Source organism: Neptunomonas antarctica (assembly GCF_001305295.1).
GTDB classification, from domain to species: Bacteria; Pseudomonadota; Gammaproteobacteria; order Pseudomonadales; family Balneatricaceae; genus Neptunomonas; species Neptunomonas antarctica.
Window position 1 is genome coordinate 19,331 of the sequence record NZ_LJSI01000020.1, and the last position, 13,891, is coordinate 33,221.

16 protein-coding genes are annotated in these 13,891 nt (G+C 45.7%); 6 read left to right on the top strand and 10 right to left on the bottom strand.

Annotation, left to right across the window (positions count from 1 at the left end; genetic code table 11):
- Positions 1–2 precede the first annotated feature (2 nt).
- The gene (locus tag Nant_RS02215; RefSeq protein WP_054340016.1) at positions 3–587 is read left to right on the top strand and encodes a BON domain-containing protein; all 585 of its coding nucleotides are present in this window, start codon (positions 3–5) and stop codon (positions 585–587) included.
- Between the two features lie 64 nt (positions 588–651).
- Here the strand turns inward: Nant_RS02215 and Nant_RS02220 are convergent, their stop codons facing one another.
- The 10 genes from Nant_RS02220 to Nant_RS02265 all read right to left on the bottom strand — a co-directional run bounded on the left by Nant_RS02220 (position 652) and on the right by Nant_RS02265 (position 8,127).
- Entirely contained in the window at positions 652–1,056 is a 405-nt protein-coding gene (locus tag Nant_RS02220; protein WP_054340017.1) for a ClpXP protease specificity-enhancing factor, read from the bottom strand.
- A gap of 101 nt (positions 1,057–1,157) precedes the next feature.
- On the bottom strand, positions 1,158–1,790 hold the full coding sequence (locus Nant_RS02225) for a glutathione S-transferase N-terminal domain-containing protein (RefSeq protein ID WP_054340018.1): 633 nt from the start codon (positions 1,788–1,790) through the stop codon (positions 1,158–1,160).
- A gap of 95 nt (positions 1,791–1,885) precedes the next feature.
- The gene (locus Nant_RS02230; RefSeq protein WP_054340019.1) at positions 1,886–2,647 is read right to left on the bottom strand and encodes a cytochrome c1; all 762 of its coding nucleotides are present in this window, start codon (positions 2,645–2,647) and stop codon (positions 1,886–1,888) included.
- Positions 2,647–3,894 carry a cytochrome b gene (locus Nant_RS02235; protein ID WP_054340020.1) on the bottom strand — a complete coding sequence of 416 codons (1,248 nt, stop codon included), beginning with the start codon at positions 3,892–3,894 and terminating at the stop codon, positions 2,647–2,649. The genes Nant_RS02230 and Nant_RS02235 overlap by 1 nt, the downstream gene beginning before the upstream one ends.
- Complete coding sequence (petA, locus tag Nant_RS02240; RefSeq protein WP_054340021.1) at positions 3,894–4,493, bottom strand: ubiquinol-cytochrome c reductase iron-sulfur subunit; 600 nt, start codon at positions 4,491–4,493, stop codon at positions 3,894–3,896. Before petA ends, Nant_RS02235 begins: the two co-directional genes overlap by 1 nt.
- Before the next feature lie 253 nt (positions 4,494–4,746).
- Positions 4,747–5,139 (bottom strand): 30S ribosomal protein S9, encoded by a 393-nt coding sequence (gene rpsI / locus Nant_RS02245; RefSeq protein ID WP_054340022.1) that lies wholly within the window; start codon positions 5,137–5,139, stop codon positions 4,747–4,749.
- 13 nt (positions 5,140–5,152) lie between these two features.
- Positions 5,153–5,581, bottom strand: coding sequence for a 50S ribosomal protein L13 (gene rplM / locus Nant_RS02250; protein ID WP_054340023.1), 429 nt, complete (start codon positions 5,579–5,581; stop codon positions 5,153–5,155).
- A 277-nt stretch (positions 5,582–5,858) separates the two neighbouring features.
- On the bottom strand, positions 5,859–6,965 hold the full coding sequence (gene zapE, locus Nant_RS02255) for a cell division protein ZapE (protein WP_054340024.1): 1,107 nt from the start codon (positions 6,963–6,965) through the stop codon (positions 5,859–5,861).
- 98 nt (positions 6,966–7,063) lie between these two features.
- Entirely contained in the window at positions 7,064–7,771 is a 708-nt protein-coding gene (locus tag Nant_RS02260; RefSeq protein ID WP_054340025.1) for an LrgB family protein, read from the bottom strand.
- Positions 7,771–8,127: a CidA/LrgA family protein gene (locus Nant_RS02265; protein ID WP_054340026.1), complete on the bottom strand. Its 357-nt coding sequence runs from the start codon at positions 8,125–8,127 to the stop codon at positions 7,771–7,773. The genes Nant_RS02260 and Nant_RS02265 overlap by 1 nt, the downstream gene beginning before the upstream one ends.
- A gap of 201 nt (positions 8,128–8,328) precedes the next feature.
- Here Nant_RS02265 and Nant_RS02270 point away from each other — a divergent pair, with 201 nt between their 5' ends.
- The 5 genes from Nant_RS02270 (at position 8,329) to Nant_RS02290 (ending at position 13,888) form a co-directional block, all read left to right on the top strand.
- Positions 8,329–9,111, top strand: coding sequence for an IclR family transcriptional regulator (locus Nant_RS02270; protein WP_054340027.1), 783 nt, complete (start codon positions 8,329–8,331; stop codon positions 9,109–9,111).
- A 438-nt stretch (positions 9,112–9,549) separates the two neighbouring features.
- A complete protein-coding gene (locus tag Nant_RS02275) occupies positions 9,550–10,629 on the top strand; it encodes a TRAP transporter substrate-binding protein (RefSeq protein ID WP_054340028.1) in 1,080 nt (359 codons plus the stop codon).
- 83 nt (positions 10,630–10,712) lie between these two features.
- Positions 10,713–11,339 carry a TRAP transporter small permease subunit gene (locus tag Nant_RS02280; RefSeq protein ID WP_054340029.1) on the top strand — a complete coding sequence of 209 codons (627 nt, stop codon included), beginning with the start codon at positions 10,713–10,715 and terminating at the stop codon, positions 11,337–11,339.
- 8 nt (positions 11,340–11,347) lie between these two features.
- Entirely contained in the window at positions 11,348–12,700 is a 1,353-nt protein-coding gene (locus tag Nant_RS02285; protein WP_054340030.1) for a TRAP transporter large permease, read from the top strand.
- Positions 12,701–12,730: 30 nt separating this feature from the next.
- Entirely contained in the window at positions 12,731–13,888 is a 1,158-nt protein-coding gene (locus Nant_RS02290) for an iron-containing alcohol dehydrogenase (RefSeq protein WP_054340031.1), read from the top strand.
- The last annotated feature ends 3 nt before the right edge of the window (positions 13,889–13,891 follow it).

Sequence of the window (13,891 nt, forward strand, 5' to 3'; positions counted from 1 at the left end):
CTATGAACACCACCATCCTGAAATGTATCACTGCGGCATGCATGCTAGGCACTCTGGCAGGCTGTTCTAACCTGATTAGCGCATCACGCGAAGAACCCATTCGAGAAGACCAGGGTAGCCGTACGATAGGCGCCTATGTTGAAGATGAGGTGATCGAAAACAAAACGCTGGTGAATTTAAACAAAGGTTCAGAAACTGTCAAAAATTCACATATCAGCGTAACCAGTTACAATGGCATACTTCTACTGACCGGCCAGGTTCCCAACGAGTCAGCTAAACAGGAAGCAGAACAGATCACCATGCAGACGCGCAAAGTCCGCAAAATTCACAACGAACTTGAAATTTCAGGCCCGACATCCAGCATCGTCAGAGGTAATGACGCCTATCTTACCAGCCGCATAAAACTGCAATTACTGACAGATGAAACGGTAGAGGGTAGCCGCATCAAGGTAGTCACCGAAAACAGCTCTACTTATTTGATGGGATTAGTGACAGAAAAAGAAGCAGATAGGGCCGTCAATATCATTCGCACCATCCCTGGCGTACAGCGGATCGTCAAAGTGTTCGAATATATTCCGCGCCGATAAATCGATAAAGCAACAAGCAGATCAATTCAACAGATCTGCTTTCTACAATATATTACTATAAAAACTACTTAACAATTTTCAATGATGGCCGCCCACCCGATGGCTTGGGCGGCTCAGGATTTTCACTGCCGTCCAATTCCTGCTCATAATAATCAGCACCCGGCTCCATACCAAACCCCATACCCGCGCCTGATTCTCTGGCATAAACAGCCAGCACGGCCGCCATGGGCACATAAATATTCATAGGAACGCCGCCAAAACGAGCATTAAAACTAATAGCTTCATCATCCAGAACAAAATTTTGTATAGCCGAGGGGCTAATATTAAGCACGATTTGACCATCAGAAATAAACTGTTCAGGCACCATAACGCCTTTAACAGCTACATCTACAGCAAGATACGGCGTACAGTCATTATCAAGCAACCATTCCTGTAAAGCCTTAATCAGGTAAGGACGACTCGGTTTCATAAACACTCCATCCGTATAAAAAGCATAACCCACCTATAAAACGCTTATAAAAAAGGGATGATAATATCATCCCTTTAAAATCTAAAGCACCCTGCAACTAATTAGTCGCGCATTTCACGCTCAGCTTCAGACAAGCTCTCACGGAATGCTTCACGCTCAAATAAGCGATTCATATATTTGTGCAAGTCTTTACACTGCGCTTCAGGCAGATCGATACCCAAAGAAGGCAAGCGCCATAACAACGGGCCAAGACAGCAGTCAACCAGCGTAAACTCTTCACTCATGAAGTAAGGCTTTTCTGCAAAAATCGGTGAAATAGCAACTAAACTATCACGTAATTCTTTACGAGCCGATTCGAGCTCTTCAACAGATGCTTTACCTGCCACCAAAATATCAACATGTTTGCACCAATCTTTCTGGATTCGATGCATATACAAGCGACTTTCTGCACGAGCAACAGGATAGACAGGCAACAACGGTGGATGAGGAAAACGTTCATCCAGATATTCCATCATTACGTTTGGCTCATATAGAACCAAATCTCTATCTAGGAGAGTAGGCAAACTATTATAAGGATTCAAACCTGCTAAATCTTCAGGCAGATCCTCAACTTGACAATCAATAACGTCAACCGCTACCCCTTTTTCCGCTAATACAATGCGAACACGATGGCTGTAATGATCAGAACCATCAGAGTAAAAGGTCATGGAAGAACGTTTAGCCACAACTCCCATCAATATATCCCCATATCACTTAATGCTGAAAATAAACAAGCACGGCCTGAGACAGGCCGTGCAAAAAGCGATTCTAACAGATTCACACTGTAAAATCAGTGAACATCTTTCCAGTATTCTTTCTTCAGTGCATAAGCAACAAAGAAGAACAAGAACAGGAAGATTAACACTTTTGTACCGATACGGTGAGACTCCAATTTAGAGGGCTCACCAATATAAGCCATAAAATTAACCAAATCAGTCACAGTTCTATCAAACTCTTCTGCTGACTGCTGGCCTTTTTTACTAATCGTGAGACATCCGCCCATCTCTTTACCGGTTAACGGATCGATCTTACCGGTTTCATGATGAAGCTCGTCAAGAGTACAGTGAAGAGTCTGCTCACCCTGCAGATATTCCAAAGCATTCGGCATACCGACACTAGGGAATATAATGTTGTTCACACCCCAAGGACGCTCAGTATCTTTATAGAAACTATGCAGATAGGTATAGATCCAGTCAGGTCCACGCAAACGCGCTTCAAGCGTCAAATCCGGCGGCGCATTACCAAACCATTTATTGGCATCTTGCTTAGGCATAGTGTTAGTCATTTGCTGACCCACTTTCTGATCACCTAACAGCAAGTTCTGCTCAACCAGCTTAATCGGCATGCCCAAATCTTCAGCAGCACGACCATAACGCTGATACTGCGCTGAGTGACAACCCAAACAGTTGTTAACAAACGTCTGCATACCGCGCTGAAGAGAAGCCTGATTATGCAAATCAATTTCTACATGATCCAATTTCGGACCCGCACCTGAAGCTACCGCTGTCATTGGCAACAGGGCAATAACGAATGCGACTAAGTACTTTTTCATTATCCTGTCACCCTTTCTGGTACTGGTTTAGTTTTCTCCATCTTGGTGTAGAACGGCATCAGGAAGAAGAAAGCAAAATATAGTCCTGTACAGATCTGAGCAACGATTGTACGCCCAGGAGTAGAAGCAACCACACCCAAATAACCCAGGATCACAAAACTTACAGCAAAGATCAGCAACATGACTTTGCTCATCATGCCTTTGTAACGCATTGATTTAACAGGACTACGATCCAACCAAGGCAATACAAACAGAATAGCAATCGCTCCACCCATCACAACGACACCCGGAAACTGTGAAGCAGCAATTGGCGGAATCGCACGCAACATTGCGTAGAATGGCGTGAAGTACCATACAGGCGCGATATGCAGAGGCGTTTTCAGCGGATTCGCAGGCTCAAAGTTTGGCGCCTCGATCAAATAACCACCCCCTTCCGGAAAGAAGAAAACAATCGTGCAGAAAACAAACAAGAAAACCACAACACCCACAATATCTTTCACTGTGTAGTAAGGGTGGAAAGGAATACCATCCAATGGCACACCATTTTCGTCTTTATTGTCTTTAATTTCGATACCATCAGGGTTATTAGAACCGACTTCATGCAATGCAATAATATGCAGAACAACCAACGCTAATATCACGATAGGCAGAGCAACGACGTGCAAAGAGAAGAAACGAGTCAGAGTAACACCTGAAATCAGATAGTCACCACGAATCCATTCAGCCAATTCAGGCCCAATCCACGGTACCGCCTGGAACAGAGATACAATTACCGCAGCACCCCAATAAGACATCTGACCCCATGGAAGCAGGTAACCCATGAAAGCCTCAGCCATCAGCGCCAGATAAATAGTCATACCGAAAAGCCATACCAATTCACGCGGCTTACGGTAAGAGCCATATAACATGCCACGGAACATATGCAGATAGACCACCACAAAAAACGCAGTAGCACCGGTTGAATGCAAATAACGCAGCAACCAACCGTAATCAACGTCACGCATGATGTATTCAACTGAGGCAAATGCGCCTTCAGCAGAAGGGTTGTAACTCATAGTCAACCAGATACCGGTAAGGATCTGGTTCACCAAAGCAAGCATGGCCAAAGAGCCGAAAAAATACCAAAAGTTAAAGTTTTTTGGCGCATAGTACTTAGATAGATGATCTTCCCACATAGCCGTTGCAGGGAAACGATCGTCGACCCAGCCCATGAAACCGCCTTTGCCTTTATTACGGTAGCCAGCCATTACACTTTCTCCTGATCTACACCAATGATAAGAATATTATCACTCTCAAAATTATAAGGAGGGACCACCAAGTTGGTAGGTGCCGGAGACCCTTTTAGCACTCGACCCGAAAGATCGAAACGCGAGCCATGGCACGGACAGTAATAACCACCGACCCAGCTAGCGCCTAAGTCTTCAGGGGCTATTTCAGGGCGATACGAAGGCGAACAACCCAAGTGAGTACAAATACCCACAAGAACTGAAATTTCCTTGTGAATAGCACGGTATGCATCTTTAGATACATAGTCCGGCTGATGCTCTACCAGAGAATTTGGATCTGAAAGCGTATCCACATCAAAATTCTTCAGATTAGCCATCGCTTCTTCGCCACGCTTAACAACCCACACGGGTTTTCCACGCCATTCAACAATCATCTGCTGACCTGGTTCCAGCTTGCTAATATCAGCTTTAGCTGGTGCGCCAGCGGCTTTCGCCTTGGCACTTGGATTCCAGGAAGCTACGAACGGGACTGCCGCTCCTACTGCACCCACTGCTCCAACGGCAGAAGTGGCACCAATTAGGAGACGACGCCGACCCTTATTCACGCCGTCATTGCTCATCAAGTATATCCCCTCACTCGACCAGGCTATTGCAACTGCAAATAACACCAGCCATTAAGTATAAAAAAAACACGAAATCAGGTTCTGTAAAATGGGCCAAATAGTAAAGAGAATACCCTTATATTACAAGGTGAATTATCCCTTAAGGAGTACCTATAAGACTAAGTATTGACCTGAACACAGATAAAAAAAAACGCCCGGGCCACAGGGGCGCGAGCGTTTTCCAAATTGAAGGCCGGAAACCGGCCAGCAATTAACGTTTAGAGAATTGTGGTTTCTTACGTGCTTTACGCAGACCAACTTTCTTACGTTCAACTTCACGTGCATCGCGGGTAACAAAACCAGCTTTACGCAGTGCAGGACGCATAGTTTCGTCGTATTCCATCAATGCGCGGGTAATACCGTGACGGATAGCGCCCGCCTGACCGAAATTACCACCACCTTTAACAGTAACGTAAACATCGAATTTTTCGAGTGTTTCAGTCAGCTCAAGCGGCTGACGAACGATCATACGTGCAGTTTCGCGACCGAAGTAAACTTCGATAGTACGATCGTTAATAGAAATTGTGCCTGTACCTGGACGCAAGAATACACGGGCAGTAGACGTTTTACGACGACCTGTACCGTAATACTGAGTAGTTGACATTATCTACTATCTCCTAGAGTTTCAGTTCTAAAGGCTGCTGAGCCTGGTGTGGATGATCAGTACCTGCATACACTTTCAATTTAGTGTACATAGCACGACCCAGAGGACCTTTAGGAAGCATACCTTTAACAGCCAATTCAATTACTTTTTCTGGCTGGCTGGTAATCATGGTCTCAAAGTTAGCCTGTTTCAGACCACCAGGATACCCTGAATGACGGTAGTAAATTTTAGCTTTACGCTTATTACCGGTCACGTGTACTTTCTCAGCGTTTACTACAACAATGTAGTCGCCAGTATCAACGTGTGGAGTGAATTCCGGCTTATGCTTACCGCGCAGACGTCGGGCAATTTCAGTAGCCATACGGCCCAGAGTTTTACCTTCTGCGTCAATCACGTACCAGTCGCGTTTTACCTCGGCTGGTTTAGCAACAAAAGTAGTCATCTATTGTTCGCCTATATTTAAATTAAGTCTGGATAACGGATCTGACCATCAGAATAGCCCGTGCCCGACTTACCTTATAATTATTGGTTGTCTGACTCTTGGAGATAACGCCCTAACAAAAGGAACGGTAAAAGAGAGAAAAACAACGTACGTTACCTCGCCCTAAAACAAGGAGCGCAAATTATAGTCAAAAAGGCCCGTCAATGCGAGCCCTTCTAACACTAAATTACCTAGATATGCCGCTTTTTTTCAACGGCATACTTAGCAACCCGCCAGATCAGGATTTATGTGCTTTTGCCAGATACTCATGCGACTGCATTTCCAGCAAACGACTTTGCGTACGCTCAATTTCAAACGACAAGCGTCCACCCGTATAAATTTCATAAATAGGCACAGCGGCAGAGATAATCAGCTTCACACCACAATCGTAAAACTCGTCGACCAAATTAATAAAACGACGCGCAGCATCATCATTCGAAGCACCCAGCTGGGGGACATTCGACAACAGCACCGCATGATAAACCTTAGCCACTTCAATATAATCATTCTGAGAACGCGGCCCTTCACATAGCGCAGTAAAGTCGAACCACACCACATCCTCACACACACGCAGAGAAGGAATCCCACGACCATTAACATCAATCAGCTCACCGTCTGCAGCTTCTTCCAGATCAGGAGCAAGACTCTCGAAACTGGCATTCAGGCTTTTATCGGCATGCACATCCAACGGATAGTGGTAAAGCTCCGCTTGCTCCAATGTGCGTAAACGGTAATCTATACCGCCATCAACATTGACCACTTCAGTGTATTTATTCAGCAACGCAATCGCTGGCAAAAAACGAGCTCGCTGCAAACCGTTTTTATAAAGACCATCAGGAATAATGTTTGACGTAGCCACCAGCGAAACACCGTTAGCAAACATATGCTCAAACAAACTACCGAGAATCATCGCATCCGTAATATCAGACACAAAAAACTCATCGAAACAGATAATCCGAGCCTGGTCCGAATACTTTTTCGCGATCGCAACTAACGGGTTTTTAGTACCGTCCAGCAAACGCAAATCAGCATGAACTCCTTGCATAAAGCGATGAAAATGCGTGCGTCGTTTACGTTCAAACGGCAAACTATCGTAAAACGTATCCATCATGTAGGTTTTACCGCGGCCGACACCACCCCAGAAATACAACCCTTTAACCGGCTCTGCTTCCTGCTTTTTGAACTTCCCACTAAAACGCTGTATAAAAGAAGGAGGCTGAACATTTTCAGCCGCAATCAGATCATCATATAAGCGCTGAAGATGCCCAATAGCAACTTCCTGAGCCGGATCGTACGAAAAATCATCACGCAACAAGTCTTGTTTATAACGTTTTAACGGCGTCATTCTTCCACATCACCCTGATCTATAGACACTCAAAAAGAAAGGTGCGAACTCTAGCGAGCCACACTTCATTTAGCAAATTGGACAATAGGACAAGTCGCCTAAAAACCCAACAATGAAACAACAAGAGGCAGCAGAAAAGCTGTCAACAACCCAGTCAACCCCATAGCAAGCCCAGCAAAAGCACCGGCAAGCGCACTGAATTCGAAAGCATAAGCGGTACCCATACCATGCGCCGCCAGCCCTAAACTGAAGCCTTTCACCACATCATCATCTACTTTAATTAACTTGAAAACAAAAGGCGCTAAAACACCTCCCATAGCACCGGTAATCAATACCAAACCCGCCGCCAATGAAGGCAAACCGCCAATTTTTTCAGCAATACCAATCGCAATCGGAGACGTAACCGATTTAGGTGCCAATGACAGTAGCACCGCATCAGGTAAATCGAATAAATAGCCTATCGCCAACACTGATAAAATCGCCGTCAGTGCACCCGTCACACAGACTATCAGCAACGGCAACCACATTTGTGCAATGCGAGAAAAATGGTCATATAAAGGCACAGCCAAAGCAACAATAGCAGGCCCTAATAAAAAGTGGATAAATTGAGCCCCACCAAAATACACTTCATAACTGGTATTAGTTAGTAGTAAAAAACTAATAATAATAAGCATAGATACCAATACCGGATGCAAAAAAGGCGTGCCTTGCATCAAACGGTTAAGGCGGACTGCAACAATAAATACCGACAACGTAACAACCAGCCAAAATAAAGGCTTAGTAGCAAAATAAATCCAAAACTCCATTAAAGAGCCTCACTTTTTTTTACTTTTTTAATAAGTATTTTAAATATCCATGCGGTTACCAACAGCGTAATAAACGTACTCACAAACAGAGAAACCAGGATAGCCAACCAATAATCAGATATGATTTCCAAATGCAGCATCAAACCAACACCTGCAGGCACATACAAAAAGGCCAGATAACGAAGTAAACTTTCAGATACGCTGCGTACTGACTCAGGTATTCGCTTATTGAACATCAATAAAACAAGCAGCATCACCATACCTACAACAGGCCCTGGCACCGGTATGGATGTTGCCAATACAACCCATTCACCCAGTAACTGACATAACAAAAGCGCTAAAAAACCATTTAGCATAGTCTATCCCCTCAAATAACAATCAACTGTCTGCCAGACTCATACAAAGCGATGCAACCAAAAAATGATTATATATTATAGGGTCACAGCCAGCCATTTGACTATCGCAGTGCAACACGAACGTTAAATACATCACGATGGTTTATCTTATGGAGCAATAATTGATACAATTTAATGCTAAATGTGTGAGCAGGTTACGTAATGAACGAACAACGCAGAGAAAAAGGCTCGTCAATCACACGCGTATTAGAAATAATCGAAGCGATATCCCGCGCAGAACGTCCCATTTCTGCTACTGAATTATCATTTGCTTTAGATATCCCTAAACCGAGTATTCACCGACTCTTACAACAACTCGAAGCCAGCAATTATATTCAAACCAACATGCGCGGCCTTCTGGTACCGGGGGCTCGGATGCACGGAATCGCTTTGGGCGTTTTACACAGCAGCCGCTACAAAGCATTAAGACAGTCCATTTTAAAAAATCTGGCCCATAAAGTGGGAGAAACCTGCGGCATAGCCATACCCAACGGCACTGACATGATTTACTACGACAGAGTAGAAACAAACCAGCCTCTGCGTATCCATCTTCCGATTGGTAGCCACACACCCGTTTCATGTACCGCAAGCGGAAAATTGTATCTCAGCACGCTGCCGAAAGAACGGCGTCACCGTATTATTCAAAACCTATCGGTAGATAAACTAGCCCGCAACACACTGACAGACCTAGACAAGCTAGAGCAGGATATTATCAATATCGCCGAGACACAAATAGGCACCGACAATGAAGAATTCATCGACGGCATGGTTGCCTGTTCGGTCCCTATAAAAGATCAGACAGGTAAACTATTTGCCTGCTTATTTACTCACGCCCCCGTTATCCGCAAAAGCCTTACTGAACTCATCACATTCGAGCCTCTCATGCGCGAAGCCGCCTTAGAATTAGGCAGTTTAATCACGACCGATTTATCTGATCACGACTGAGTTATCACCCGATTATCAATTTTTAGCAAAATCTGAGCTCAATTCAACATGCAGGCATAATCGATTGCCGGCATCCTCTCAGCACCAATAATTGATTGTGCAATTGCAATAATTAATTCCTGAACACGACATAGCCTCCTCCGCCAAACACGGTACTTTTTCTCTACAACAGCGATCATCCCGCGCCTGTTGTAGAGGTTGCCACACGGCTGACTCTGTAGCTCTTTAACAGCGCAACCGCAGCATTTTTATGTAGCCAACCTCATCACAAAAAAAAACTTATAACGATACGATTAGTATCAGTATAAATAATCATTTGACAGAAACAAAAATATACATAATGATAAAAACCGTATCGTTATACGTAACATCTATCTAATAAATAAAAAAATATGCTGGCTGACAATCACTAGCATGAGATGAACGAAGGAATTACTAATGAACGAGATATCCTCCACCTTAAGAAAATGCCTGGTTAATTTTACAGCCGCTAGCTGCGTACTTACCGCAGGATACTCCACAGCACAAGCAGCCGATGCAGAAACTATCCGCTGGAAAGTACAAGCAGTGTTCGGTACACATTTACCCGCGCTTGGAGACCCGATAAAACTGGTCGCAGAACAAATTAACGCCGCGAGTGGAGGCAATATTCAGTTCAAAATATACGAACCGGGTAAACTAGTGCCTCCCTTTGGTATTACTGAAGCTGTTAAAAACAAACAGCTCAACGCAGGATACACCTGGCTGGGTTACGATCAGGGGAAAATACCTGCGTCTGCGCTTTTTGCAGCGGTTCCCTTCGGAATGGAACCATGGGAATACGCAACATGGTGGTATGAAGGTGAAGGCAAGGAACTGGCAGAAGACCTCTACGAAAAGCATAATGTTCACCCCGTACTTTGCAGCGTCATCGGACCAGAAACAGCCGGTTGGTTCACCAAAGAAATTAAAACAATGGAAGACCTCAAAGGCCTGAAAATTCGTTTTGCAGGCATTGGCGGAAAAGTACTCCAAAAAGCAGGTGCATCCGTTACTTTGATACCTGGTGGAGAAATATTCCCGGCTCTGGAAAAAGGCGCTATTGATGCGACCGAATTCTCAATGCCCGCCATTGATCAGCTAATGGGTTTTGATAAAGTCGCCAAAAACAACTACTTCCCGGGCTGGCATCAAACCTTTACCGCATCACATCTGCTGATCAACAATGAATCATGGAATGAACTGTCAGATTCTAACCGGGCAATGATTGACATGGCTTGTACTGCAGGAGCCTTCCGCGCTCTGACCCGTGGTGAATCACTGCAGGGTGCAGTACTTAAAGGCTACGCGGCGAAAGGGGTAACTGCACGCCAGGTACCGACCGAGATGCTGAAGCAGCTCAAAACGCTGACCGATGAAGTCATGCAGGAGCAAGCCGCTGCAGATGCCGACTTCAAGCACATTTATGAATCACAGCAAGCATTCATGGCCGAATACAAGCCATGGAAAGAACGCGCCTACTTACCACGCGACTTTTAACTGAGCCTCAATAAAGCGGGGAACACCTCCCCGCATTTACCCTACACACAAGGTCAGGTAACCAGTAAGTCAACGGAAGCATTATGTATAATGAAGATAATATCGGAGCGCCCGAAGTCAAGCCGCATCCCCTTAGTTTAGACGAACTAGTTCACCACACAGAATACCCCGCTACTCGCTTATCCACCTTCATCGACTCGGTGATAAAGATCATCGGCAATGCCATGTCATGGGTATGGGTTGTGTTGATGCTCGTTATCATCGGCAATGTTCTGATGCGCTATGTTTTCAATCAGGGCCGCATAGAGTTTGAAGAAATTCAGTGGCATCTCTACTCAATTGGCTGGTTAGTCGGCTTATCCTATTGCCTTGTCGCCGACGACCATGTTCGTGTTGATTTAATTCACGACCGACTGTCTCTTAAAGCGCAGGCTGTTATTGAATTTTTTGGCATATTATTCCTGCTTATGCCCTTCGTGATAGTAGTGCTTTGGTATTCCATACCGTTTATTTTGTACTCATGGAGCCTAGGCGAAGTATCTGATGCTCCCGGAGGCTTAGCCTATCGCTGGCTCATAAAATCAGTTCTGTTCATTGGCTTTGCCTTGTTATCACTGGCAACTCTGTCTCGATTGTACCGGGTGAGTCAATTTTTGTTACAGCGCTCTGATACCAATGCCACTCCCCCGTCTACGAAAAAACCCTCTTAGGAACCGACATGGAAACGAATGAAATTCTAGCCATTTGCATGTTTGGCAGCTTTATCTTGTTACTTTTCACAGGCTTTCCAGTTGCCTGGGTATTAGGCGGTGTTGCGATTTTATTTTCGGTAATCGCCATGCTTACAGACCATTGGTTTGATGCTTTTATCGGTATCGACTGGAACTATGTCTCCATCGTCATCCCTCGCATGTGGGCCGTGATGACTAACTGGGTATTAGTAGCCCTACCCATGTTTGTGTTCATGGGCCTGATGCTCGATCGCTCAGGCATAGCTGAATCCCTCATGTCCAACCTGGCTCGTTTGTTCGGCAAAGTCAGAGGTGGCCTGGCCGTCACCGTTACTTTTGTTGGGCTATTACTGGCAGCATCAACCGGTATTATCGGTGCGTCAGTGGTATTACTGGCCGTCCTTGGCATACCTATGATGATGCGCGAAGGCTACAGCAAAGAACTGGCCTGCGGCACCGTATGCTCAACCGGTACACTTGGCATCCTTATACCGCCCAGCATCATGCTGGTAATGATGGGCGATCGAATCGGTATTTCTGTTGGCGACCTGTTTCTTGGCGCGCTATTTCCCGGTTTATTACTGGCCGCGCTATATGTCACCTACATCCTGCTCATCGCTTATTTTCGTCCTTCACAGGCACCCACGCCCGCCAATGCTGAAAAGGTAACGCTCTCACTTTTATTTGGCGTTATCTGGTCAGTATTACCCGCACTCGCATTGATCCTCACCGTTCTGGGCTCAATATTCTTCGGCATAGCAACGCCTACCGAAGCATCCGGTGTCGGCGCATTAGGCGCCACTCTGCTGGCATGGAGTAAAGGCCGCTTATCGCTTAGCGTATTACGTGACGTAGGCCGCGAAACAACAAAAACAACCTCGTTTATCTTTGCCCTACTGCTTGGCGCAACCGCATTCTCGCTGGTATTACGCGGCTTAGGCGGAGACGAAATGATAGAAGGCGCACTGCTGGGATTACCATTCGGGCCAACAGGCATTGTCATCTGCATTCTGGCCGTGACATTTCTATTGGGTTTCTTTCTCGACTGGATAGAGCTCACCCTGATCATCCTGCCACTGGTTGCCCCGGTTGTAGCAGCATTAGGCTTTGATCTGGTGTGGTTCACTGTCTTGTTTGCCGTTTGTTTGCAAACATCATTTCTTACGCCGCCCGTCGGATTTGCACTCTTTTACCTCAAAGGCGTCGCACCCGAAGGGATTACATTAGCTCACATTTACCGGGGTGTTATACCTTTCATATTGATACAGATTTTTGCCCTCTGCATCGTATTTTACTGGGAAGGTATTGTTACCTGGCTACCGACTACAGCCTACTCCTAATAAATCAACCTATTCGACCAGGAGACATTTATGTCTATTCAAGTAATTCTTCCCCGCATTATGCAGATTGGTGAAGGGGCTAGCTTAGCAATACCCGATATTCTTAAAAGTCTGGGATGCCAGAAACCACTCATCATTACTGATGAAATGATGGTGAAACTGGGTTACGCAGGAACACTCCAGCAATGTTTATCAGAACAGCAGATAACGGCTGAAGTATTCTCAGATACCGTACCTGAGCCAACGATTAGTTCGATTCAGGCCGGTGTGGATAAAGTACGAACAGGCGATTTCGACAGCATTATCGCACTGGGTGGCGGAAGCCCGATCGACAGCGCCAAAGCGATTAGCATATTGAGTAAATTTGGCGGCAAGATGCAGGATTACAAATTTCCTACTATCGTCAATCAAACCGGATTACCGATCATTGCTGTACCCACTACGGCAGGTACAGGTTCAGAAGTAACGCGCTTTACTATTATTACAGACGAAACGACTGATGAGAAAATGCTCTGTGTGGGCATCGGCTTTATGCCGGTCGCTGCACTGATCGATTTCAGTCTGACCCTCAGCATGCCAGCCCGTATTACAGCGGATACCGGCATCGATGCGCTCACACATGCAATTGAAGCCTATGTCAGCAAAAAAGCTAACCCCTATAGCGACTGTCAGGCGCTATCTGCTATGCGTTTAATTGGCCCTAACCTGCGCAAGGCGTACCATAAAGCCGACGACAAGGCCGCGCGCGAGGCGATGATGCTCGGGGCAACATTAGCCGGCATTGCTTTTTCCAATGCGTCTGTTGCCATGGTGCACGGCATGAGCCGCCCTATCGGAGCAGCCTTCCATGTACCTCATGGATTGTCTAACGCCATGCTGTTGCCAACCGTGACTGAATTCTCTATCCCTGCCGCTCCATCACGCTATGCAGACTGTGCCCGCGCTATCGGTGTAGCCACACAGCAAGACACGGATGATACAGCCAACAGCAAGTTGCTTGACGAACTCCGCTCACTCAATGATGAACTTCAGGTGCCGACACCGGAAGCGTTCGGCATCAATCGTGATGAATACTTTGCATCACTGCAGTCTATGGCTGAACAAGCACTCGCTTCAGGCTCCCCCAACAACAACCCTCGTGTACCCAGTGCCGCTGAAGTTATCGAAACCTATAAAAAACTTTGGTAAACC